General features: G+C 73.6%; 22 protein-coding genes. 11 read left to right on the top strand and 11 right to left on the bottom strand.

The features are described from left to right. From GFJ45_RS09300 to GFJ45_RS09285, 4 genes are all read right to left on the bottom strand, one after another. Positions 1 to 568, bottom strand: a 568-nt coding sequence (locus tag GFJ45_RS09300; RefSeq protein ID WP_153396453.1) for a hypothetical protein, incomplete at its 3' end; no start/stop codon positions are given. A 124-nt stretch (positions 569 to 692) separates the two neighbouring features. Beyond that, positions 693 to 2,300: a BCCT family transporter gene (locus tag GFJ45_RS09295; RefSeq protein ID WP_228386771.1), complete on the bottom strand. Its 1,608-nt coding sequence runs from the start codon at positions 2,298 to 2,300 to the stop codon at positions 693 to 695. A 39-nt stretch (positions 2,301 to 2,339) separates the two neighbouring features. Further along, positions 2,340 to 2,864, bottom strand: coding sequence for a universal stress protein (locus GFJ45_RS09290; protein ID WP_153396449.1), 525 nt, complete (start codon positions 2,862 to 2,864; stop codon positions 2,340 to 2,342). Positions 2,865 to 2,986: 122 nt separating this feature from the next. Beyond that, positions 2,987 to 3,199: a hypothetical protein gene (locus tag GFJ45_RS09285; protein WP_153396447.1), complete on the bottom strand. Its 213-nt coding sequence runs from the start codon at positions 3,197 to 3,199 to the stop codon at positions 2,987 to 2,989. A 73-nt stretch (positions 3,200 to 3,272) separates the two neighbouring features. Between GFJ45_RS09285 and GFJ45_RS09280 the strand changes: the two genes are divergently transcribed. Further along, positions 3,273 to 4,268: a GlxA family transcriptional regulator gene (locus GFJ45_RS09280; RefSeq protein WP_153396445.1), complete on the top strand. Its 996-nt coding sequence runs from the start codon at positions 3,273 to 3,275 to the stop codon at positions 4,266 to 4,268. Here the strand turns inward: GFJ45_RS09280 and GFJ45_RS16775 are convergent. Then, positions 4,236 to 4,910 (bottom strand): TetR/AcrR family transcriptional regulator, encoded by a 675-nt coding sequence (locus GFJ45_RS16775; protein ID WP_228386769.1) that lies wholly within the window; start codon positions 4,908 to 4,910, stop codon positions 4,236 to 4,238. The two genes, GFJ45_RS09280 and GFJ45_RS16775, sit on opposite strands and share 33 nt — an antisense overlap. A gap of 34 nt (positions 4,911 to 4,944) precedes the next feature. Between GFJ45_RS16775 and GFJ45_RS09270 the strand changes: the two genes are divergently transcribed. Then, a complete protein-coding gene (locus tag GFJ45_RS09270) occupies positions 4,945 to 5,463 on the top strand; it encodes a cupin domain-containing protein (RefSeq protein WP_153396443.1) in 519 nt (172 codons plus the stop codon). A 97-nt stretch (positions 5,464 to 5,560) separates the two neighbouring features. After that, positions 5,561 to 7,372, top strand: coding sequence for an alpha-amylase family glycosyl hydrolase (locus GFJ45_RS09265; RefSeq protein ID WP_228386767.1), 1,812 nt, complete (start codon positions 5,561 to 5,563; stop codon positions 7,370 to 7,372). A 169-nt stretch (positions 7,373 to 7,541) separates the two neighbouring features. Here the strand turns inward: GFJ45_RS09265 and GFJ45_RS09260 are convergent, their stop codons facing one another. Together GFJ45_RS09260 and GFJ45_RS09255 are read right to left on the bottom strand one after the other, a co-directional pair. After that, positions 7,542 to 8,687: an epoxide hydrolase family protein gene (locus tag GFJ45_RS09260; protein WP_153396441.1), complete on the bottom strand. Its 1,146-nt coding sequence runs from the start codon at positions 8,685 to 8,687 to the stop codon at positions 7,542 to 7,544. A 185-nt stretch (positions 8,688 to 8,872) separates the two neighbouring features. Continuing rightward, positions 8,873 to 9,568: a pyridoxamine 5'-phosphate oxidase family protein gene (locus GFJ45_RS09255; protein ID WP_228386765.1), complete on the bottom strand. Its 696-nt coding sequence runs from the start codon at positions 9,566 to 9,568 to the stop codon at positions 8,873 to 8,875. Between the two features lie 77 nt (positions 9,569 to 9,645). On the opposite strand from GFJ45_RS09255, the gene pdxR reads away from it, so the two are divergent. Next, positions 9,646 to 11,109, top strand: coding sequence for a MocR-like pyridoxine biosynthesis transcription factor PdxR (gene pdxR / locus GFJ45_RS09250; RefSeq protein WP_153396439.1), 1,464 nt, complete (start codon positions 9,646 to 9,648; stop codon positions 11,107 to 11,109). 25 nt (positions 11,110 to 11,134) lie between these two features. On the opposite strand, the gene GFJ45_RS09245 is transcribed toward pdxR, so the two are convergent. Beyond that, positions 11,135 to 11,299 carry a hypothetical protein gene (locus GFJ45_RS09245; protein ID WP_153396437.1) on the bottom strand — a complete coding sequence of 55 codons (165 nt, stop codon included), beginning with the start codon at positions 11,297 to 11,299 and terminating at the stop codon, positions 11,135 to 11,137. Between the two features lie 96 nt (positions 11,300 to 11,395). Here GFJ45_RS09245 and GFJ45_RS09240 point away from each other — a divergent pair, with 96 nt between their 5' ends. Next, positions 11,396 to 12,175 (top strand): hemerythrin domain-containing protein, encoded by a 780-nt coding sequence (locus tag GFJ45_RS09240; RefSeq protein WP_153396435.1) that lies wholly within the window; start codon positions 11,396 to 11,398, stop codon positions 12,173 to 12,175. 70 nt (positions 12,176 to 12,245) lie between these two features. Continuing rightward, positions 12,246 to 12,620 carry an NYN domain-containing protein gene (locus GFJ45_RS09235; protein ID WP_153396433.1) on the top strand — a complete coding sequence of 125 codons (375 nt, stop codon included), beginning with the start codon at positions 12,246 to 12,248 and terminating at the stop codon, positions 12,618 to 12,620. Here GFJ45_RS09235 and GFJ45_RS09230 read toward each other — a convergent pair. Beyond that, positions 12,617 to 13,690, bottom strand: coding sequence for an NAD-dependent epimerase/dehydratase family protein (locus tag GFJ45_RS09230; protein WP_228386763.1), 1,074 nt, complete (start codon positions 13,688 to 13,690; stop codon positions 12,617 to 12,619). The genes GFJ45_RS09235 and GFJ45_RS09230 overlap by 4 nt on opposite strands. Before the next feature lie 31 nt (positions 13,691 to 13,721). On the opposite strand from GFJ45_RS09230, the gene GFJ45_RS09225 reads away from it, so the two are divergent. Continuing rightward, positions 13,722 to 14,696, top strand: a complete 975-nt coding sequence (locus GFJ45_RS09225) for an EamA family transporter (protein WP_228386761.1) — start codon at positions 13,722 to 13,724, stop codon at positions 14,694 to 14,696. Positions 14,697 to 14,735: 39 nt separating this feature from the next. After that, positions 14,736 to 15,617 carry an alpha/beta hydrolase gene (locus GFJ45_RS09220; protein WP_194288601.1) on the top strand — a complete coding sequence of 294 codons (882 nt, stop codon included), beginning with the start codon at positions 14,736 to 14,738 and terminating at the stop codon, positions 15,615 to 15,617. On the opposite strand, the gene GFJ45_RS09215 is transcribed toward GFJ45_RS09220, so the two are convergent. Both GFJ45_RS09215 and GFJ45_RS09210 read right to left on the bottom strand, forming a co-directional pair. Next, on the bottom strand, positions 15,601 to 16,443 hold the full coding sequence (locus tag GFJ45_RS09215) for an aldo/keto reductase (RefSeq protein ID WP_153396429.1): 843 nt from the start codon (positions 16,441 to 16,443) through the stop codon (positions 15,601 to 15,603). The genes GFJ45_RS09220 and GFJ45_RS09215 overlap by 17 nt on opposite strands. A gap of 49 nt (positions 16,444 to 16,492) precedes the next feature. After that, positions 16,493 to 18,871, bottom strand: coding sequence for a chorismate-binding protein (locus GFJ45_RS09210; RefSeq protein WP_153396427.1), 2,379 nt, complete (start codon positions 18,869 to 18,871; stop codon positions 16,493 to 16,495). Between the two features lie 57 nt (positions 18,872 to 18,928). On the opposite strand from GFJ45_RS09210, the gene GFJ45_RS09205 reads away from it, so the two are divergent. From GFJ45_RS09205 to GFJ45_RS09195, 3 genes are all read left to right on the top strand, one after another. Further along, positions 18,929 to 19,405 (top strand): YbaK/EbsC family protein, encoded by a 477-nt coding sequence (locus GFJ45_RS09205; protein ID WP_153396425.1) that lies wholly within the window; start codon positions 18,929 to 18,931, stop codon positions 19,403 to 19,405. Positions 19,406 to 19,509: 104 nt separating this feature from the next. Then, positions 19,510 to 20,682 carry a flavin-containing monooxygenase gene (locus tag GFJ45_RS09200; protein WP_153396423.1) on the top strand — a complete coding sequence of 391 codons (1,173 nt, stop codon included), beginning with the start codon at positions 19,510 to 19,512 and terminating at the stop codon, positions 20,680 to 20,682. Positions 20,683 to 20,780: 98 nt separating this feature from the next. After that, positions 20,781 to 21,966, top strand: a 1,186-nt coding sequence (locus GFJ45_RS09195; protein WP_153396421.1) for a helix-turn-helix transcriptional regulator, incomplete at its 3' end; no start/stop codon positions are given.

The raw sequence follows: 21,966 nt of genomic DNA, 5'->3' as shown, positions 1-21,966 counted from the left end.
CGGCGTCACGGCGCCCGAAGAAGACCCAGGGCACGCCCTCGGTGGTGACCACGGCGGTGGGCCGGAAGACGTCGGCGACCGTGCCCGAGACCGCCTCGGGCTCCGACGGCTCACCCGCTCCCGTCCGGAGGGAGGCGCGCACGACGTCTCCCTGCCCCGGCTCCCACTCCAGCCAGGTGACCAGCCGCACGTCGCCGCGGCAGGCGATGCTGGGGCGGGCGGCGTTGTCCGAGCCGTCCACCTGGTCGACGCCCGCCCGGCGGTGTCCGGCCAGCGGCGGGGCCTGGTCGAGGACGCGGTGGGCGTCGTTGATCATGTCCGGGATCCGGCCTTGGCCCTCGTCGACCCACATGTAGCGCAGCGGGTCGGGGTCCATGAACGCCTCGACCTCGGCGACGTCGTGGCCCTGGTTGATCAGGTCGGACATCCGGCGGTTGAAGGCGAGCACCAGGTCCAGGTCCTGGCGCTGCTGCGGGGTGTAGTCGCCGCTGTGATGGTCGGGGCCGCCACAGATGTGCGCGTGCACGCCGGGCGCGTGGACGTGCTCGTCTCCGCTGCCGGTTCCCACCACAGGACTCCCGTCTGCGTCGTGGTGTGCCTCCAGTCGCAGTCTGGCAGACCTCCCCCGCCGCATGGTGGGCTGCGCGGGCAGGGCACCCGGAGGACGCCACGTGCCGGAGCCACTCCTCGGTTCACTGGTCGGTGGGGGGCGGTCGGTCACTCTCCTCGTGTGCCTCCCGGGACGCGGCGCCGGGCCCGGGGTCGGCCACCGGCGCGCGCGGCCGTGCGCTCGCCGGCCCCACCGGTCCAGGCTCGGCCCGGACCTCGCTCGAGAGCGCCTTCATCAGCGCCACGCAGACGCCGATCATCACGATGACCAGCGGCACCGCGGCCGTGATGGTCGCGGTTTGCAAGGCACTCAGCCCCCCGGCGAGAAGCAGCACCGACGCGAACATGGCCACAACGACGCCCCAGATGATCTTGATCGGCCCGGCCGGATCGGGGTCGCCGTTCGTTGACATGGAACCCAGGACGAAGGTCGCCGAGTCCGCCGAGGTGATGAAGAAGATGGTCACCAGCACCAGCGCCAGTACCGCGGTCACCTCTCCCAGCGGGAAGGCCGCCAAGGTGTCGAAGAGCGCCTTGGGAAGGTTGTCCACCGCTGTCTCAGCGATGTTCGCCCCGCCGTTGAGGCTCAGGAAGATCGCCGACCCTCCGAAGATGGTGAACCACAGGAAGCTCACGATGGACGGCACGATGAGCACTCCGAAGACGAACTCCCGGATCGTGCGCCCCTTGGAGATGCGGGCGATGAAGGCCCCCACGAACGGCGCCCACGAGACCCACCACGCCCAGTAGAACAGCGTCCAGTTCTCCGCCCACGTGCTGTCTTCCCAGACGCTGAGGAAGAAGCTCATCCGGGGCAGCTCCCAGAGGTACTGTCCCAGCGACTGCGTGAAGACGTCGAACAGGAACGCGGTCGGGCCCACGGCCAGGATGAAGAGCGCCAGAACCAGGGCGAGGCCCATGTTCAGCTGGCTGAGATAGTAGATGCCGCGCTTCAGCCCGGTGGCCGCGGAGATCAGGAACGCGACCGTCAGGACCGCGATGATCACGAGCTGCACCCCATCGCGGACCGGGACACCGAAGACGTAGGAGAGGCCGCCGTTGAGCTGCAGGGCGCCCAGTCCCAGCGCCGTGGCGACCCCGAAGAGCACCGCGACGATACCGAGGATGTCCACGACCTTGCCGATGGGACCGTCGACCCGGTCCCCGAGCAGCGGGTAGAGCGTCGCGCTGATGAGGTTGCCCCGGTCCCAGCGGAAGTTGAAGTAGGCGATGGCCATGGCCAGCACCGCGTAGACCGCCCACGGGTGCAGCCCCCAGTGGAAGAAGGTGTACTGCATGCTGAGCTGAGCCGCGTCGACGCTGCTCGCTTCCGCCATGCCGAAGGGGGGCGTCGCGAAGTGGGAGGCGGGCTCGGCCACCCCCCAGAACAGGAAGCTCAACCCCACGCCCGCGGCGAACAGCATGGCGATCCACCCGACGGTGCTGAACTCAGGGCGGTCGCTGTCCTTGCCCAGGCGGATCTGACCGTAGCGGCTGCAGGCCAGGAAGAGCGTGAACGCCAGGAAGGCCGTGACGGCCAGCATATAGAGCCAGCCGAAGCTGGAGATCACGAAGTTCAGCGCGCCCGTGAACACCTCGGAGAGGTTCGCCGTGAACAGCGAGCCCCAGAGCACGAAGAGCACCGACAGCGCGATGGAGACGTAGAAGACCGGCCCGACCTGCGCTCTCACCTTCTCCAGCATGGCTACCCCGTCCTTCGCGGCTGGTTACTACCGAGGATTCGAGCGTCGCGGATTCCGTGACTTCTCGTTGCGTGGCTGCTTCGGCTTAGGACGCCCTGCGGGACGGGCCACGAGGACCGGGCAGGGGGCATACCGGACGATGCCGTCGGAGTCGCGGCCCACCAGGGCCTGGTCGAAGGAGCGTCGTCCGCGGCTGCCCACGATGATCATCTCCGCCCCGAGCTCCCGGGCCAGCTTCACGACCTCCTCGTCCGCCCGGTGCCCCGTCCGGAAGTGCGCCTCCGCCACCTGTCCGCCGCTCTTCTCCACCGTCTGGACCTGCTCGTCCAGCACCCGCTGCTGCTGCTGCTTCACCTTCTGCAGCTCCTTGTCGGACAGCGTGCCGGTCATGACCCAGGGTGAGAGCACCGCCACGTAGACCACGTGCAGCTCCACGTCGACCTTGGCCGCGAGCAGGCCCGCCATCTGCAGCGCCAGCACCGAGTCGCTGGACCCATCGGCGGCTACCAGGATCTTCTGGGGGAACGTCTCCATCAGCTCGGCCCTCCTCACGACAGACTTCGTCGTGTCGTCGGGTGCGTCCGACCGCGCACGCACGTGGCTGGTCGAGAACGCTACAGCCGGTCACCCCTCGTCGGCTAGACACTTCGCGTGACGTGACAGCGCGCCGGCGGCTACCACCTGGGGCGGTTGCGGGCACCGTGGTCGGGGGGCACGTCGATCCCGTGCTGCACGCGGGAGAACGCGTCGATGCCCCAGGCGATGTGGCGGATGCCGCTCCACAGGGCGCGGAGCAGGCGTCGGAGGGGCTGCGGGGCGCCCCGGTGGGAGGCCGTCGCCTCGTTGGTCTGGCTGACCTGCTGGGCGATGAAGTCGTCGAAGTGCATGGCTCAACCGTCGCAACCGACGGCCGCCCGCGGGAGTGGCAGGATTGACGTTTACTGCTAGGATCTTGCCACCATGGCCAGCCAGCGTCCCACGATCGCGGTCCCGCTCATCGACGGCATGACGCTGTTCGAGATCGGCATGCCGCTGGAGGCGCTGGGCTACGGCTGGGACCCCGACCAGGGCCCGCTCTACGACGTGACGCTGTGCGGTGACCTGCGCGGCGTGCGCACCCACACCGGCGCACGCCTGGCCCCCGAGCGGCCGCTGAGCGCCGTGGCCGACGGCGACACCGTGCTCGTACCGGCAGTGCCCCCGGGGCGGTCGGTCGGCCCCCGGCTGGTCCGCGAGCTGCAGCGCGCCGCCGGCCGGGGCGCCCGCATGGTGGCCTTGTGCACCGGCACGTTCGCGCTCGCAGAGGCCGGCCTGCTCGACGGTCGTCGGGCCACCACCCACTGGCGGCACGCGCCGCTCCTGCAGCGGATGTACCCCGACATCGAGGTCGACGCGCGGGCCATCTACGTCGAGGACCAGGGCGTCTTCACCAGCGCCGGCTCCGCAGCCGGCCTCGACCTGTGCCTGCATCTGATCCGGCGCGACCACGGCGAGCGCGCCGCCAACGCCACCGCCCGCTACCTCGTGATCGCCGCCCACCGTGACGGTGACCAGGCGCAGTACGTGCACGCGGAGCCGCTGGAGGACAGCGCCGCGTGGCTGGACCACCTCCGCGCCTGGCTGCGCGAGAACCTCCGCGGGCCGGTGACGCTGACCGAGCTGGGACGCGCGGCGAACCTCTCGCCCCGCACCCTCGCCCGGCGGTTCGAGCGGGACGTCGGCGCCACGCCGATGCGCTGGGTCGCCGCGGAACGGATCGCGGCGGCCAAGGAGCTGCTCGAGGTCACCGACCTGACGGTCGACCGGATCTCGTTCGAGGTGGGCTACGGGTCACCGGTGACCTTCCGCACCGCCTTCACCCACGAGGTCGGCATCTCACCCGGCCGCTACCGCTCGCAGTTCTCCGCGCGGCCCGTCCGGCCCTCAGCCCACGCGCGAAGCGTGCTGACCACGTGACGAGGCCGCAGCGATCATGGCGACCATCAGGTCGACCGCTGCGCGGTTCGACAGCCCGAGGTCCACGCACAGCGACCGCCAGGTGCCGAACGATGTCGCGTGCGCGACCGCGGCCTGCACCGTCCGCCGGCGCCGCCCGGGCAGTGCGCGCGTCAGCCGCGCCTGCCACTCCCGTTCGCTCGCGAGCCGGTCCTCGGTGAGCCGGGCAGGCAGGACGGCCGCGTCCCGCAGGACCGAGCTCAGCATCGGCTCGCCGTCGCGGAAGTACCGGTAGATATCGGTCAGGCCGGTATGCAGCACGGCGAAGGGATCGTCGTGGGCGTCCCACCCCCTCGGGTCAGGCAGCCGTTGCCGAGAGAGCCACTGCTGCGAGCAGGCCAAGAACAGGGACTCGTCATCGGGGAAGTGCCGGTACACCGTGGCCCGGGTGACCTCGGCGCGCTCGGCGATCGCGGAGATGGTGGCGCGAGCCGGGCCCACCTCGGCATGCAGCGCTTCAGCCGCGTCAACGATGCGTGCCCGGGTCGCCTGTTCGCCTTCGGCGCGCTTCACCTTCCGGTACGCGCGCTGTTTCGGCGAACGAATGTGTTCAGTCAAACCGTTGACACCAGCTCTCCGCAGGACGATGCTTTCGTCGTACACCACTGTACTGTGTAACCCGAGGAGGGTCCGGCCCATGAGCAGCAGCGACGCGCCAGAACTGACGATCGTGCAACCCGGCGAGGGCACGGAGGCGTCCCTCGGCACGATCGGGGTGGTCTTCAAGCTGTTCGGCGAGCAGACCAACGGGCTCGTGTCGATCGTCGAGCATCCGTTTCCCGTCGGCGCCTGCGTACCGCCGCACCTCCACACCAGGGAGGACGAGTACTCCATCGTGACCGAAGGCGAGATCGGCTTCCGGTCCGGGGACCGGGAGGTCGTCCTCGGCCCCGGCGGCTACATCACCAAGCCCCGGGGCGAGACGCACACGATGTGGAACGCCGGCAAGGTGCCTGCCCGGATGATCGAGGTGATCAGCCCGGCCGGTTTCGAGCACTTCTTCTGGGCAGTGGGCGAGGCCGGCGCCGACGGGCCCCCGGACCCCGAGGCCATCGCGGCCCTCGCGCGTGAGCACGGCCTGGAGATGGGGAGTGCGCCGTGGCTGGACGACGTGATCGCCCGTTACGACCTCACGCCCCCGCCCGGCACCCGCTGAGCCGAACGGGCTCTCGCGGGGAGCGCCGTCCGTCGTGGCCCACACCCGTCCGGGCAGCCGACATCGCTGACGTCGGGACCGCCTAGGATCGGCAGCCGTGCCTGGCTCTCCCTCCCTCCACCCAGGGATGGGGGCGGTCCCGCATGACGGAGGGGTCACCTTCCGGGTGTGGGCGCCGAACGCGCGCCAGGTCGCGGTCACCGGTGACTTCTTCGGGTGGGACCCGGCAGCCAGGGCGCGGCTCAGCCGCGACAACGCGCGTTCGGGCACCTGGTCGACGTTCGTTCCCGGCGCGGGGCCTGGCAGCCACTACCGGTTCCTGATCAGGAGCGGCGGCCCCTACCGCTCCCGCATCGACCCGGTCGCCCGGCAGGTGACGCACTCCGCCGGCGACGCCGTGGTCTTCGACGCCCGGACGCTGGACTGGAGCGAGGACCAGTTTGTGATGCCGGGGTGGGACGACCTGGTCCTCTATGAGGTCCACATCCCCACGTTCGCGGCCGATGGCGGCAGGCCTGGCACCTTCGACCTGGCGATCGACCGGCTCGATCACCTGGCCTGGCTCGGGGTCAACGCCGTCGAGGTGATGCCGCCGTTCGCCTTCGCCGGGCCCGTCAGCTGGGGATACAACCCCTCGCACCTGTTCGCGATCGAGCCCTCCTACGGCGGCCCGCACGCCTTCGCCCGCTTCGTACGGGCCGCCCACGCCCGCGGCATCGCTGTGATCCTGGACGTGGTCTACAACCACCTGGGCCCCGGTGACCTCCACCTGTGGCGCATCGACGGTGGCCGCAGACGGCACTACGGCGGCAGCTACTTCTACAACGACCGTCGCGCACTGACCCCGTGGGGTGCGACCCGGCCCAACTACGACCGCAAGCAGGTGCGCAACTACCTGCGTGACTCGGCGGTGATGTGGCTCGAGGACTTCCGAGTCGACGGCCTGCGGTTCGACGCGACGCAGTACATCCGCTCCCGGTGGGGCGACGTCCACCACCCCCGCGGCCGGATCGCCGCCGGACACCGGTTCCTGGCGGCCACGACCGGCGACATCCGCTCCCGCCAGCCGTGGAAGCTCCTGATCGCGGAGGACATGCAGGGCGACCCCACCGTCACCCGGCCCAGCGGCGAGGGCGGGCTGGGCTTCCACTCCCAGTGGGACGCCGGCTTCGTGCACCCCGTCCGCGCCGCCCTCGAGACCCCGGATGACGAGCACCGCGACCTGTCCGCCGTGGCACGCGCCGTCACCGGGCACGGGTTGAGCGCGCCGCATGAACGGGTCATCTACACCGAGTCCCACGACGAGGTGGCCAACGGCAGGAGCCGGCTGCCCGAGTCCGTCTTCCCGGGGGCGGCCGACTCCTGGCACGCGCGCACCCGCGCCGCGCTGGGACTGGTGCTGACCCTGACCTCTCCTGGCATCCCCATGCTGTTCCAGGGGCAGGACGTCCTGGAGGACCGCTGGTTCGACGACCAGACCCCCGTCGACTGGGACAAGGCACACCGGCACGCCGGCTTCCTGCATCTGACGCGGCAGCTGGTCGCGCTGCGCCGGAACCTCTCCGGGGCCACCCGCGGACTCGCCGGACGGCACACCCGGGTGATCCGTGTCGACGACGACCGCAAGATCCTGGCCTACCACCGTTCCTCCGGCGGCGGCCCGCGCGACGACACCGTGGTGGTGCTGAACCTGCGCACCACGCCGGTATGGGACTACCCGCTCGGGATGCCCCGCCCCGGGCGGTGGCGAGTGCGCTGCAACACCGACGCGCCGCTCTTCGGGCCCGGCCTGGGTGCGGTGCACGTCACTGACCTCGACACCGAGCCGCACGGGTACGACGGCTACGGCCAGCACGCTCGAGTCACCATCGGCCCGTACGCCGCACTGGTCTACTCCCAGGACGCGTGAGGGGAACCTCGCAGCCCGCGCAGCTGGACATCGCTGCTGCCCCGGCAACGGCGCCTCGTGGCCCCTGTCGGGCCGCTGACCGTCACCCGCTCATCGGCGAGGACCAGAAGATGCGTTCTGCCTCGCCGGAGTCGGTTCGGGGGCACAGGCCTCGCTGAGGCTGACCGGCTCACGCGAGGTCGCGCACGAATGCTCGGAGGTCGGCGACCAGGCTTTCGGGTTGTTCGAGGGCAGCGAAGTGGCCCCCGTCATCGACGTCGGTCCATCGCACGATCGTGTTGCCCCGTTCTGCAAAGCGGCGGATCGACGGATCCTCGGCGTAGGCGATCACCGCGGTCGGGACACCCGAGTCGGCGAATGCAGTCTGGGGGTCGGCGAAGAGCTCCCCGTAGGCCGCGTAGATGTTGTCGGCGGCGGAGGTGGCAGTGCGGGTCAACCAGTAGAGCAGGACGTTCGCCAGGTGGCGGTCTCGGTAGTGCCGGTCGGTGAGCCTTGCCGGATCGTGGGTCCATTGCTCGACCTTCTCCACGATCCACGTGAGCTGCGCCACCGGTGAGTCCTCGAGGCCGTAACCGATCGTCTGCGGTCGCGTGGCCTGGATGACGTTGTAGCCGTTGCCGTCGGTCAGGAACGTCGAGATCAGCTCCAGCCGGCGGTGTTCGACCGGCGACAGGTCGCCAGCGGTCTCCTCGTCGATCTCAGCCATTGGCATGAACCCCAGAGTGGCGGCGTTGACGTGAATGCCGCGCACCCGCTGGACGTCGACGCGGCCGAGGTGCGGGGCGAGGACCGCGCCGTGGTCTCCGCCCTGGACAACGTAGGACTGGTAGCCGAGCTGGGACATCAGCGCGGCATACGCCCTGCTCGTGCGCGGGACCCCCCAGCCCGGTGAGGTGGTCGGACCCGACAGTCCGACACCCGGATGCGACGGGATGACGACGTGGAAGGCCGGGTCACCGTCGGACTCCGGCCCAGTCAGCGGCTCGATGAGGTCGATGAGCTCCACGACTGTCCCCGGCCAGCCGTGCAGGAGCAGCAGCGGGACCGCGTCGTCACGCTCTGAGCGCACGTGCACGAAGTGGATCGTTGTGCCGTCGATCTCGGCGGTCCACTGGGGGAGTGCATTGAGCTCGTCCTGCAGAGCACGCCAGTCGAACTCGGCCAGCTCCTGCGCCCAGGCCTTCGCCTCGGCCACGGGTACGCCCTTGGACCAGCCGTCGGTTCCGGGTAGCTGTTCGGGCCACCTGGTCTGCGCCAACCGATCGCGCATTGACTGGATGTCGGAATCGGCGATGTCGAGCTGGAACCGCTGCATGGCAACTCCCTTGGCTGTGCGTGCTCCGGTGAATCTCAGATTAGGTAGCCGGGAGGACGGGTGGTGTCCGCATGAGCTCGGATTCTGGCCACGCGGGCGACATCTTTGTGAATACCGCGCGAACGGCATCCTTGTGAGGCGGAAACGGATGGTTGGTGCGGGCCGACCGCCGCTGACGGGTCCAGCTAGCGGTTGCGGGCAAGCGCAGCCACCGAGGCGGGCACCGGCGCCTCGGGGTCCTGCCCGGGCGCCGGTTGCGGGTCACCCCATCGCTCATGGAGAGGGACGACACCACGCCAGGCACCAGGGTCGGTACCCGGCTCGCCAGCCGAGCCGGTGCGCGTCTTGACCGTCCAGCCGCCGTCGGCGATCGGCAGCCGCAGCGACCGGGTCGCGGCCAGCTCCTTGGCCGTCACGTCGACCACCTCGGCCACCCGGCCGGGCAGCAGCCGTTCGGTCATCGCCAGCAGCGCCGCGCGGTGCTCCTCGCCGTGCAGCGGCTCGAGCCGGCCCCGCACCACAGCCGAGCGGTAGTTGGCCGAGTGGTCGAACAGGGTGTCGGCCACCACCATCGCGTCCAGCCGGGCGACGGTGAAGCAGGCCGGGGCTCCTGCGGCCACCTGCCGCAGCGCGCCCGCGCCGGTTGAGCCGTGCAGCACGATCCCGTCCCCCACCCGCGCGTAGAGCATCGGGACCGCCCACGGCCAGCCGTCCACGACCGTGCTGAGGGTGCCGATGAGCATGGCGTCCAGCACGGCGTCCAGGTGGGCGCGGTCCCCTGCCGCGCGGTCCGGTTTCCGGCCCACCCGCGCCAGCTCAGCTGGCTCGGCGGCGGTGGCCCCGCTGGTGTCGTCCGTCGTCCTGCTGCTCCTGGTGGTCACCAGATCATCCCAGCGGGCAACCGGCCTGCGGGCAACCGCCAGAATCACTGATCAGCGCAAACCAGTATGGTGCCGCTGTGCCCCGCTCCGCACGCCCCATCGAGGTGCCGCTGACTCTGCCGCCGGGGTCTGCGCCGCTGCCACGCCGGGTCGCCGACGCCGTCCTGGCCACGGTCGCCGACGGGCGCCTGGCTCCGGGTGACCCGCTCCCGGCCACCCGCGCGCTGGCCGGCCAGCTGGGGATCAGCCGCACCAGTGTGATCGCCGCGTACGAGGAGCTGCTCGCCGCGGGGTACGTCGTCACGCGCGGTGGCTCCGGCACCTACGTCGCGCCCGGTGCGCGTGAGGCGCTCGTGGCCCGGGCGGCCAGCCACGTGACGCCGGCCGAGGCAGTCCCACCACCGCGCCCGAGCCGCACCCTAGCCCGGGACGCGCCGGTGGACCGGGAAGGGCCCTCGGGCGGGCCCGAGCCACTCGACCTGCGCCCCGGACGACCGGACACCGGCCTGGTGGACCGTGCCGAGTGGCGTCGGGCCTGGCGGGCTGCGGCGGCCGCCCCGATCGCCGATGACGCCTACACCAGTGACGGCCCGCTCGCGGCCGCCCTGTCTGGTCACCTGCGCCGGACCCGTGGGGTCACCGTGGAGCCGGAGCGGCTGGTGCTGCTCCCGGCGGTCGCGCTGGGGCTCCGGGTGCTGGGCATGGCCCTCGGCATCACCGGCGCGCAGGTCGCCGTCGAGGACCCGGGCTACCGGCGGGCCGTGGCTACTTTCGCCGGGCTGGGCGCCCGGGTGCGCCCGGTTCCCGTGGACGAGGACGGGCTCGACCCGGCGCTGCTGGAGCCCGGTGACCGCGGGGTGTACGTGACACCGGCACACCAGTACCCGACGGGTGGGCGGCTGCCGGTCGAGCGGCGGGCGGCCCTGGTGCAGTGGGCTCGCCGGACCGGCAACCTCGTGGTCGAGGACGACTACGACGGCGAGTTCCGCTACGGGGTGCCCCCGCTGCCGGCCCTGCACGCGCTGGCCGGCGCCCAGGACCACGTCGCGTACCTGGGGACGGTGTCCAAGGTGCTTACCCCCGCACTGCGGGTGGCCTGGCTGGTACCGCCGCCCCGGCTGCTGGAGCCGGTCCGCGCTGCCTGTGACGAGCTGCGGCTCGGGGTCGGCCAGGCCGACGCGCTCGCGTTGACCGAGCTGATCAACAGCGGCGGGCTCACCCGCCACCTGGCCCGGGCCACCCGGCTCTACGCGGCCCGGCGGGCCGCCCTCGTCCAGGCCCTCGTGGGCCGGCTGCCGGTCACCGGTGTCGAGGCCGGGCTGCACCTGACGATCCCGCTGCCGGAGGACACCGACGACCAGGCGGTCGCCGCCCGGGTGGAGCGCAGCGGCTACCTGGTGGAGCCGCTGTCCAGCTGTGCCCGGGCCAGCACCCGACGGGGCCTGCTCGTGGGGTACGCGCCGCTGCCGGAGAGCCGCGCTCCACTGGTCGGCGCCGCGCTCACGGCAGCGATCGAGGCCCGGTCAGCCGCCGAGACCTGAGCGGAGAACCGATGAGCCATCCGCCTCAGCTCTCACCGCCCTGCCCCTCGTCGGCTCCCTTCCGGGCGTCCAGCCCTGCGCCGAGCGCCACACCCAGGCCGAGCAAAGCCAGGAAGGCGACCTGGTCGGTGACCAGCCACAGCGCCACCCCGAGGGTCAAGCCCAGCGCGACCCCTATCCCCGCGTACATGCTCCGCAGCCTATCGCTGCCCCGGACTGGTCGGCAGGACAGCCGGAGCTGGCTGGGTGAGCATGGGAGCCATTGCTCTCGTCCCCGGAGGACCCCATGACGCAGCCAGCGGCCCGGACAACCCTGCGGTCGTTGGCCGAGCAGGACACCCACGAGCTGGGCGGGCGGATGAGTGTGCTCAGTCGTCAGAAGTCGGACCACGTCCGCCTTGAGCAGCTGCTGGTGGAGCTGGCGGCGTGCCCGCCGGAGCAGCAGCGGCGCGTCCTGCTGGCGCTGTACCGGCTCGTCTTCCCGCACGCCTTCGCCGAGGAATCGGTGCTGTGGCCCGTGCTGCGTCGCCTCCTGCCCGATGGCGAGGCCCTGACACTGCGGGTGGAGCAGGAGCACCAGGAAGTCAACGAGCTGGTCACGCGGCTGGAGACGCTGGCGCTGCAGGACGGCGAGCGCGAGCCACTCCTGCACCGCCTGGCCGAGGTGCTGCGTGAGGACGTCCGCGACGAGGAGGACGAGCTGCTGCCCCGGCTGCAGGAGCAGCTGAAACCCGGTGACCTGCGACGGCTGGGCCTCCTCTGGGAGGTGGTGCGCAGGGTCTCACCCACCCGGCCTCACCCGGTGGTCGCCCGCCGCCCTCCCGGCAACGTGGTAGCGGCGCTGCCGCTCACCATCATCGACCGCATCAGGGACCTCGTGGAGCGGGCGGCGCTCGGCGGCCGGCCCTCGGTCACGCGACGGATGACCGCGCTCGACCACCACCTCGGACGGGCGGCGCACGCGGTCGAGCTGCTGCCGATCATGAGGACGGGCGAGCACCGCTCCACCAGCAGGGCAGGCGACCCCTGGTCAGCGGCCATGCCGGTGTCCTTCCTCCCCAGGTGAGAGGCAGCCCGCAACGGGCTGGGCGCTCCCGGTGGGCATGCCTCGGGGGAGCGCTCCGTACTCTTGGCCGATGCGGGTTCTGGTCGTGGACGGCGCGAACGTCGTCGGCAGCCGTCCGGATGGCTGGTGGCACGACCGGGCGGGTGCGGCCCGGCGGCTGCAGCAGCGGCTGGTGGCGGCCACCCTCTCCTACGACGAGGTCGTGCTGGTGCTGGAGGGCGCCGCCAAGCGGGGCGGCCCGGCCCGCCAGCAGGGCAGCGTACGCACCGTCCACGCGGCAGGGTCGGGGGACGACGCCATCGTCGACGAGGTGAGCAGGCAGGTGGGGGACGACGGCCACGCCGTCACCGTGGTGACCGCCGACCGAGGCCTGCGCGAGCGCGTCCAAGCGGCCGGCGGCACGACGACGGGCCCGGAGTGGCTCCTCACCCAGCTGTCCCCCTAGTCCGGCTGCGCGAGCGCCCGGCGCTCGGCCTCGGCGTCGACTCCCAGCGGCGGGCGGCCGGGCCTGCCGGGCGGGACCCCCTCGGTTTGCAGCCAGTGCCAGGTGTCGGCCACCGTCTCCTCCACCGGACGGCAACGCAGGCCCTCGGCGTGCGCCGCGGAGACGTCACCTGCGTGCAGCCCCTCCAGCTCAGTGCCCGCGGGGACCCAGATGGGCAGCTCCGTCCACGGCGCGATCCCCGCCGCCTGGACCGCCTCGGCCGATCGCCAGACCAGCTCCGCGCGGTTGCCCGTGACCTGGTTGCAGGCCACCAGCAGCTGCCGCATCGTCGCGTGCCCGCGGTGGCTCACCGTGTTGAACGCCCCGGTCAGCCGGCGCCGGGCGGCGTCCAGCATCCAGCCGGCGAGGTCGCGGGCGTCGACGTACTGCAGCGGCAGCTCCGGCGGGCCCGGCGCGAGGACGCGGCCGCCCGTGCTCATCCGGCCGAGCCACCATGGCAGCCGGCCGACGTCCTCGTACGGCCCCAGGATGATCCCCGGCCGCGGCAGCAGCGCTCGTCCCGCGAAGTGGCGGAGCACCGCCAGCTCGCCGCCCCGCTTGGCCGCCGCGTAGTCCGAGCCGTCCTCGCTGTCAGGGTCCCCGTCCACGACCGGTGCGGTCTCGTCCGCGCCGGGAGCCAGCGGCCAGCGGTGCACCGAGCGGCTGGAGACGTACCCGTAGTGCTGGGCCCGGTCGGCCAGCACCCGGGCCGACGCCGCTACCACAGCGGGCTCGTCGGACCAGGTGTCGACGACGGCGTCCCACTCCCGGTCCGCCAGCGCAGCCTGCAGGGCGGTGACGTCGCGGCGGTCGACCCGGATCGTCGGCCCGTCGCTGTCACCGGTGGCGCTGAGCCCGCGGTTCAGCGTGGTGACCTCGTCACCGCGGCGCCGGGCCTCCGCCACGACCGCGCGGCCCACGAAGTGGCTGCCGCCCAGCACGAGCACTCTCACCTGGTCCTCCTCCGCCGCAGCCGCTACCCGCTCATCGTGCCACCCGTGGTGGCCGTCCCGGCGGAACGCCGTTTTCACTTCCGCTGCTCGGCTGCGTAGCGTGGCGAGGGTGCGCACCCGGCCCGGCTTCCTCGCCCGTCGCGCGGCTGGCCCGACCCGCGGTCCGGACCACACCGGCGGGACCGCGACGACGACGGGGAAGGATGCCCCCGAGCGCCCGCACGTGGGCGCCGCCGGCCTGGTGCTCGCGGCGGCGCTGTCGACCCAGTTCGGCGCCGCTTTCGCCACCATGCTCTTCCCTCACACCGGCGCGGCGGGGGCGGTCACCCTCCGGCTGACGCTCTCGGCGCTGGTGCTGCTGGCGATCGCCCGGCCGCGGGTGCGCGGCTACCGGCGGACCGACTGGCTGGCGATCCTCGCCTTCGGCCTGGCGATGGCCGCCATGAACCACCTGTTCTACGAGGCGATCGCCCGCATCCCGCTCGGGACGGCGGTCACCCTGGAGCTGCTCGGCCCGCTGGTGCTGTCGGTGATCGCCGGACGCTGGCCGCAGAGCCTGGTCTGGGCGGTGATGGCCTTCGCGGGGGCGGCGGCGCTCACCGGCGCCACGCTGCAGGTGGGCAGCCTCCTCGGCGTGGCGTTCGCGCTGGGAGCAGGCACGATGTGGGCCTGCTACACGCTGACCTCACGTCGGGCCGGTGACCGGTTCCCGCGGCTGGACGGGCTGGCGCTGGCGATGACGGTCAGCGCGGCGTTGAGCCTGCCGGTCGGCATCAGCAGCGCCGGCGCCGCCCTGCTCTCCCCCCGCGTGCTGCTCATCGGCCTGGCGGTCGCGCTGATGTCCAGCACGCTGCCGTACGCCCTGGAGCTGGTGTCGCTGCGCACGCTGCCGCCCTCCACGTTCGCGGTGCTGCTCAGCCTGAACCCGGTGGTGGCCTCCGCCGCCGGGCTGGTCGTCCTGGACCAGGCGCTCGGCCCGGTGGAGCTGACCGGGATCCTGCTGGTCGTCGCCGCCAGCGCCGGCGCGGTGCACACCGCCGCCCGGGCCCACCAGTCGGCCGCGACCGGCTCGGCCCCCGGCTAGCGGCTGGCCCGCACCGGCCACCCGCGAGAGGCTGGGGGCATGGCGGTGCCGCTGCGGTCAGTGCTGGCGCCGCTGGCGGTGCTGCTCCTGCTGCTGCTGGTCCTGGTGCTGGCGCTGTGGGCAGGGCAACGGCGGCTGATCTTCCTGCCGGACGGCAGCCCGCCGGGCGCCGTCGAGCAGGTGCTCCCCGGCGGCCGGGAGGTGCCGCTCACCACCGCCGACGGGCTGCAACTGACTGCCTGGTACCTGCCGGCGCGGGGCGGACCGCGGGAGGACCCGCCCGGGGACGGCCAGGTCAGCCAGGCCGCAACGGCGGTGCTGGTGGCCCCGGGCAACGCCGGGCACCGGGAGGCGCGGGCGCCGCTGGCGCAGGCCCTCGCCGAGCGGGGGCTGGCGGTGCTGCTGCTGGACTACCGCGGCTACGGCGGGAACCCCGGGGCCCCCGACTCGGGGGGCGTGGTCGCCGACGCCCGTGCCGGCCTGGCCACGCTGGAGTCGCTGGGGCACCCGCGGGCGCGCACGATCTACTTCGGGGAGTCGATCGGCACCGGGGTCGCCGCCGCCCTGGCCGCCGAGGCGCCGCCGGCCGGGCTGGTGCTGCGCTCGCCCTTCCCGCGGCTGCGCGACCTCGCCCAGCACCACTACCCCTGGCTGCCGGTGGGCCTGCTGCTGCGCGAGCGCCTCCAGGTGTCCCCGCACCTGCGGTCCCTCGAGGCGCCGGTGACCGTGATCTACGGCGACGCCGACGAGATCGTGCCGCCGGCGATGTCGGCCGAGGTGGCCGCCGCCGCGCCCACGCTGCACGAGGAGGTCGTGCTCCCGGGGGTGAGCCACAACGACGCCGTCATGGTGGGGCCCCCGGTCGCGGACGCGGTGCGGCGGCTGGCCGACCACGTCGGCCGGGTCAGCGGTACTGGGTAAAGGCCGCCTCCGCCGGGTCGGCGCCCAGGCGCTGGTCGGAGTCGAGACCGGAGATCGCGGTCATGTCCTCGTCGGTGAGCTGGAAGCCGAACAGGTCGATGTTGCTGGCGATCCGGGCGGGGGTCACCGACTTGGGGATGATGATGGCGCCCTGCTGCAGGTGCCAGCGCAGCACGACCTGACCGGCGGTGACGCCGAGCCGGTCGGCAATCCCGGTCACGACCGGGTGCTCCAGGTCGGCGCCCTGGCCGAGCGGGCTCCACGCCTCCACGGCGATACCGGCCGCGCGGCTGGCGGCCTGGGTGGCCTGCTGCTGGAAGGTCGGGTGCAGCTCGATCTGGTTCAGCGCGGGCACCACGTCGGTCTCGGTGGCCAGCCGCTCCAGGTGCTCGGGCAGGAAGTTGCTCACCCCGATGCTGCGGACCGCACCCTCGGCCAGCAGCTTCTCGAAGGCCCGCCACGTCTCGACGTAGAGGTCCTTGCTCGGGACCGGCCAGTGCACGAGATAGAGGTCGACGACGTCCAGGCCGAGCGCCTGCCGGCTGTCCTCGAACGCGCGCAGCGCCGAGTCGAAGCCCTGGTCACCGTTGCGCAGCTTGGTGGTGACGAAGACCTCCTCGCGCGGCAGCCCGCTGGCGCGCAGCGCGGCGCCGACGCCCTTCTCGTTGTAGTAGGCGGCCGCCGTGTCGATGTGGCGGTAGCCGGCCTCCAGCGCCTGCTCGACCGCCTGCTGGGTCTCGTCGTCCGGGATCTGGAAGACCCCGTAGCCGACCTGCGGGATGCTGACGCCGTTGTTGAGTTCGATCGAGGGCACAGAAGGGCTCATGTCGGGAGCCAACACCGTCGGCGCCGGTCTATTCCCCGGCCGGCCGTGACTATTCCCCGATCGCCGCGCCGCGGCCGGTGGGAGCCGCTACCGGGGTGACCTCGCCGGCAGCCAGTGCCCGGGCGAGCGCGCGGACCTTGTGCAGCACCTCGGCATGCTCCTGACCAGGGTCGGAGAGGGCGGTGACCGCCCCGCCGGCACCGGCCTCGGCGACGCCGTGGGCGACCGTGGCGGTGCGGATGGTGATCGAGGTGTCCATCGCGCCGGTGACCGCCCACCAGCCGACCGCGCCGGAGTAGACACCGCGGGCGCGGGCCTCGAGCTCGTCCAGGATCGCCAGCGTGCGCTCCTTGGGGGCGCCGGTCATCGAGCCGCCGGGGAAGCAGGACGCCAGCGCGTCCAGGGCTCCCATGCCGGGGGCGAGCTGGCCGCGGACCGTCGACACCAGCTGGTGGACGGTCGCGTAGCTCTCCACGGCGAACAGCTCGGGCACCGTGACGCTGCCGGCCCGGCACACCCGGTGCAGGTCGTGGCGCAGCAGGTCCACGATCATCAGGTTCTCGGCACGGTCCTTCTCCGACGCCGCCAGCTCGCCGGCCAGCGCCGCGTCGCGAGCCGGGTCGGGGTCGCGCGGGCGGGTGCCCTTGATGGGGCGGGCCTCCGCGGCGCCGTCCGCGCCGACCGAGAGGAACCGCTCCGGGGAGGCGCCCAGCACGTCCAGGCCCGGGCCGCGCAGCCACGCCCCGTAGGGCACCGGACTGGTCGCGCGCAGCGCCCGGTAGGCGCTCCCGGGGTCCACCGGTCGTGGCCAGCGCAGCGCCGTGGTCAGGCAGATCTCGTAGGACTCCCCGGCCCGGATCTGCTCCTGGCAGCGGGCGACCAGCGCCCGGTACTCGCCGGGGCCGTGCCGCAGCAGCGCCGCGGTGCTCGCGTCGTCGGGAGGCTCCGGCAGGTCACCCGCCTGCGGGAGCCCCGGCGCGCCGGGACGGGACCGGCTGGCCGCGACCGCGCGGCCGACCTGCTCGGCCCAGGCCCGCTGCCCACCGGCGACGGGACCGTCGTCCTCCAGCCAGAGCGCGTGCACCTCGCTGGCGTGGTGGTCGACGAGCACCAGCCGGTCGGCGAGCAGCAGCCGCGCATCCGGGTACGGCGAGCGGTGGGGCGGCGGGCTCGCCCCGCACGTCTCGGCCTTGAGCTCGTAGCCCAGGTAGCCCAGCAGCCCGGGCCGCAACCCCGTCGGCAGGTCGGCCGCGGCGTCCTCAGTCACCTGCCAGCGCTCCAGCAGCGCCTGCATCGTCGGCAGCAGCGGCCCCGGGTAGCGGCGGCCGCCCCGGGTGCGGGCACCCTCCCCGACCCGGTGGGTGAGCACGTCCGCCCAGGGCCCGCGGGCGTCGGCGAGCACCGACCAGCGGGCCGCTACCGGGGAGTCCGGGCCGTGCCGCTCCCCCAGCGTGGAGTCCAGCCAGACCGAGTCGGGAGCGTCCCCGACCAGCCGGGCGTGCAGCTGCCAGGTGTCGACCGGCCCGGGCCAGCTGGCGCGGGCCACGCGGACCGGCCGGGCCGGGCGGCCGGTCCGCGGCTGCGCCAGGTGCGGGTCCGGCGCGTCACCGGTGGCGACCCCGGCGCGCCGCACCGGGCCGGCCGTCCCGCGTTGGGCGGCACTCGGTGGGGTGAAAGGTGCGCCGGAGCGCACGGTTCGCCCTACCGAAGCCGGCGGGTCGGGACGGAGCTGACCCGGCGCGGGCGGGTGGGGCACCCCCGGCGTCGGCACCCCGTTGCCGCGCAGGAAGGTGCCGACCAGCGCCGCGCCGTGCTCGGAGAGCACCGACTCGGGGTGGAACTGCACCCCGGCTCGCCGCAGCGGCTCGCTGCGGTCGGCGAGCGCCATCACACTGCCGTCGTCGCGGGCGCGGGCGGTGACCCGTAGCGGCGGGGCCGGGCCGGGTGGGCGCGCGCGGCCGCGGTCGTGCTCGGCGGTGACGGTCAGCGAGTGGTAGCGCACCACCCGCAGCGGGCTGGGCAGCCCGGCGAACAGGCCGGTGCCGTCGTGGTCGACCTCGCTGACCCGGCCGTGCCGGGGGTCGGGCAGCTCGGTGACCGGCAGCCCGGCCAGGTGCGCCAGCCCCTGGTGACCGAGGCACACCCCCAGGACCGGGACCTCCCGCTGCTGCAGCGCCAGCAGACTGAGACCCAGGTCGCCGGGCCGCTGCGGACGGCCGGGCCCGGGACCCACCACGATGGCGGCGAACGACCGCAGCCGCTCGGCCAGCTCCTCCCAGGCCCCCGGGCGGTCGTTGCGCCACACCACCGGCGCGCGCCCGGTGACCTGGTGCAGCAGGGCGGCGATGTTCCAGGAGAAGCTGTCGTGGTTGTCGACCAGCAGCACCCCGCCCTGGGGCTGCGGGGACGCCTCACGACCGGGCCGCATCTGCACCGCGTCACCACCTCCGTCGGTCTCGCCATTGTGCCTGGTTAGGGTCGGCCCATGAGCAGCGCGAGCAGTGACCCCGTCGCCGTCCTGCGCCAGGCCATGCTCGCCGCCGGGCTGCAGCCGGAGCTGGTGCGGCTGGAGTCCGAGGTGCCGACCGCCGCGGCCGCTGCCGAGCAGCTCGGCTGCGAGGTCGGCGCGATCTGCAACTCGCTGGTGTTCGACGCGGCGGGCGAGCCGGTGCTGATCCTGGCCAGCGGCGCGGCGCGGGTGGACACCGCCAAGGTCGCCGCCGAGCTGGGGCTGCCGCGGCTGCGGCGGGCCAGCCGCGAGTTCGTCCTGGAGCACACCGGCCAGCGGGTCGGTGGCGTCGCCCCGGCCGGGCACCCGCAGCCGCTGCGCACCGTGATCGACCCCGAGCTGGGCCGCTACGAGCGGTTGTGGGCCGGCGGCGGTGACGTGCACACGATGGTGGCCACCACGCTGGACGACCTGGTCCGGCTGACCGGCGGCGAGGTGCACCCGGTGCGGTGAGGTGACGGAGGCGGGCGACTGGGGTGATCACCCCACCGCCGGCCTGGCGAAGCCGGCCCGATCGCCCGACGCGGCGGGTACCCGCGCGTTCCTAGCGTCGAGGCATGAGCACCTCACCAGACACCAGCGGCATCCCGGCTCCCACCGCGCGGCCGGCCAGCAGCACGACCGACCACGGTCACCTGCCCGTCCTCGTGGTGGGCGGCGGCCAGGCCGGTCTGGCGACCTCCTACCACCTCACCCGGGCGGGCATCGAGCACCAGGTCCTGGACGCCGAGCGGCGCACCGGGGACCAGTGGCGGCGGCTGTGGGACAGCCTCGAGCTGTACAGCCCCGCCAGGCTGGACGGCCTGCCCGGGCTGCCGTTCCCCGGTCCCGGCGACCGGTTCCCGACCAAGGACGAGGTCGCCGACTACCTGGAGGACTACGCCGCCCGGTTCGCGCTGCCGGTCCAGCACCAGATCCGGGCGACCCGGCTGTCCCGCCCCGCCGGTGCTGACGGCCCGTTCCTCGTGGAGAGCCCCGAGGGCCGGCGGACGGCCGACGCGGTCGTGCTCACGACCGGCACCTTCGGCCGCGCGCCGGCCGTCCCGGAGCTGGCCGGTGCGCTGGACCCGGCGATCTACCAGCTGCACTCCAGCGACTACCGCAGGCCCGAGCAGCTCCCGGACGGGCCCGCGCTCGTGGTCGGTGCCTCCCACTCCGGGCACGACATCGCCCATGAGCTGGCCGCGCACCGGCCGACGGTGCTGGCCGGCCGCGACTGCGGGCAGATCCCGCTGCCGCTGCACAGCCGCCGGATGCGGGCCGCCTTCCCGGTGCTCTGGTTTGTGTGGGGACACGTCATGAACCGGCACACCCCGGTCGGCCGCAGGATGCTGGTCCACACCCGCCACCACGGCGGCCCCGCGCTGCGCTGGAAGCGGGCGGACCTGCTGGCCGCCGGCGTGGAGCGCCTCGAGGAGCGGGTCACCGGCGTCGTCGACGGCCGCCCGCAGCTGGCCGGCGGGCGGGTGCTGGACGTGCGCTCGGTGGTGTGGGCGACCGGCTACCGGCACACCCTGGACTGGGTGGAGCTGCCGGTGCTGGGCGAGGACGGCTGGCCGCGCGAGCAGGACGGTGTCGCCACCGACGTCCCGGACCTGTACTTCTGCGGGCTGTCCTTCCAGACCTCGTTCCGCTCCATGCTGATCGGCGGGGCCGGCGAGGACGCCGCCCGGGTGGTGCAGCAGGTCACCGCCCGCCACGGGGCCGCCGCCCGCGCGGCCGCCGCCTGAGCCCACCCGCTCCCCGCTTCCCCGCTGCCCGCGGGCCACCGTGGCCGGCGGGCCGCGGCTGCCGGCGGTGGTGGTGGTCCCGCCGGCCCAGGAGTAGCGTGAGGACGGAGGGAGCGGAGCGGCACGTGACGGTCGTCGAGGAGCTGGAGCTGGCCCGCCGCGCCTATGAGGGCCAGGCGTGGACGGAGACCTCAGCGCGGCTGGCGGCCCTGGACCAGCAGGCACCGCTGGCGGTGGACGACCTGATCCGGTGGGGCACCGCCTGCCACCTGCGCGGGGACCGCGAGCAGTCGCGCCGGCTGCTGCAGCGCGGTCACGACCAGGCCGCCGGGGAGCAGGACCCCTGCGCGGCCGCCCGGTGCGCGTTCTGGCTCGGGATGTCCCACGTCGAGACCGGCCAGCACGCCGTGGCCGCCGGCTGGTTCTCCCGGGCCGGGGAGCACCTGGAGCGCGGCCCCGAGGACTGCCCGGAACGCGGCTACCTGCTGCTGCCGCAGGCGTTGATGCGGCTGGAGGGCGGCGACCTCGCCGGCGCCCAGGAGGCCGTCGAGCAGGTCCGGGCCGTCGGCGAGCGGCACCAGGTGCCGGACCTGCAGGTGGTCGGCACCCACGTCCTGGGCCGGCTGCGGCTGTACCGCGACGACATCGCCGGCGGCCTGACGCTGCTGGACCACGCGATGACCGGGCTGCTCTCCTCCCGGCTGACGCCGATCCTGGCGGGGCAGGTCTACTGCAGCACCGTCGAGGCCTGCCAGGAGCTCGGTGACCTGGACCGGGTCCGGCAGTGGACCGCGGCGCTGGTGCAGTGGTGCCAGGAGCAACCGGACCTGGTGCCCTACACCGGCCAGTGCGCGGTGCACCGGGGCCAGCTGATGGCGCTCGACGGCGCACTCGACGACGCCTGCCAGGAGTTCCGGCTCGCCTGTGAGCGGTACCAGCAGATCGGGGCGCCGTTCGCCGCCGGGCTCGCCCGCTACGAGGAGGGCGAGGTGCACCGGCTGCGCGGGGAGTACGACGCCGCGCGCGGCTGCTACGACGAGGCCGCCGAGCACGGCCACGACGGCCACCCCGGCCGGGCGCTGCTGGCGCTGGCCACCGGGGACGAGGACGCCGCGCTGCCCGGGCTGGAGCGGGCGCTGGCCGAGTCGACCGGGCCGGTCCGCCGGCTGCGGGTGCTCCCGGCGGTCGCCCGGGTGGCGACCGAGACCGGCGAGCTGGACCACGTCCTCGACTACGCCGAGCCGCTGCCCGGGCCGGGGTACGTGTTCATGGACAGCCCCGGCA

Source organism: Ornithinicoccus halotolerans (assembly GCF_009602535.1).
Classification (GTDB): Bacteria; Actinomycetota; Actinomycetes; order Actinomycetales; family Dermatophilaceae; genus Ornithinicoccus; species Ornithinicoccus halotolerans.
The sequence above is the reverse complement of the archived record's forward strand: the minus strand, read 5'-3'. Positions and strand labels throughout refer to the sequence as shown.

Bases quoted from the DNA above. Each gene is read 5' to 3' on its own strand.
- GFJ45_RS09220 (WP_194288601.1), top strand. From the start codon at position 14,736: ATGGCGGTGCCGCTGCGGTCAGTGCTGGCGCCGCTGGCGGTGCTGCTC.
- GFJ45_RS09240 (WP_153396435.1), top strand. From the start codon at position 11,396: ATGACGCAGCCAGCGGCCCGGACAACCCTGCGGTCGTTGGCCGAGCAG.
- GFJ45_RS09270 (WP_153396443.1), top strand. From the start codon at position 4,945: ATGAGCAGCAGCGACGCGCCAGAACTGACGATCGTGCAACCCGGCGAG.
- GFJ45_RS09245 (WP_153396437.1), bottom strand. From the start codon at position 11,299: ATGTACGCGGGGATAGGGGTCGCGCTGGGCTTGACCCTCGGGGTGGCG.
- GFJ45_RS09285 (WP_153396447.1), bottom strand. From the start codon at position 3,199: ATGCACTTCGACGACTTCATCGCCCAGCAGGTCAGCCAGACCAACGAG.
- GFJ45_RS09215 (WP_153396429.1), bottom strand. From the start codon at position 16,443: ATGAGCCCTTCTGTGCCCTCGATCGAACTCAACAACGGCGTCAGCATC.
- GFJ45_RS09200 (WP_153396423.1), top strand. From the start codon at position 19,510: ATGAGCACCTCACCAGACACCAGCGGCATCCCGGCTCCCACCGCGCGG.
- GFJ45_RS09205 (WP_153396425.1), top strand. From the start codon at position 18,929: ATGAGCAGCGCGAGCAGTGACCCCGTCGCCGTCCTGCGCCAGGCCATG.
- GFJ45_RS09280 (WP_153396445.1), top strand. From the start codon at position 3,273: ATGGCCAGCCAGCGTCCCACGATCGCGGTCCCGCTCATCGACGGCATG.
- GFJ45_RS09260 (WP_153396441.1), bottom strand. From the start codon at position 8,687: ATGCAGCGGTTCCAGCTCGACATCGCCGATTCCGACATCCAGTCAATG.
- GFJ45_RS09210 (WP_153396427.1), bottom strand. From the start codon at position 18,871: ATGCGGCCCGGTCGTGAGGCGTCCCCGCAGCCCCAGGGCGGGGTGCTG.
- GFJ45_RS09235 (WP_153396433.1), top strand. From the start codon at position 12,246: ATGCGGGTTCTGGTCGTGGACGGCGCGAACGTCGTCGGCAGCCGTCCG.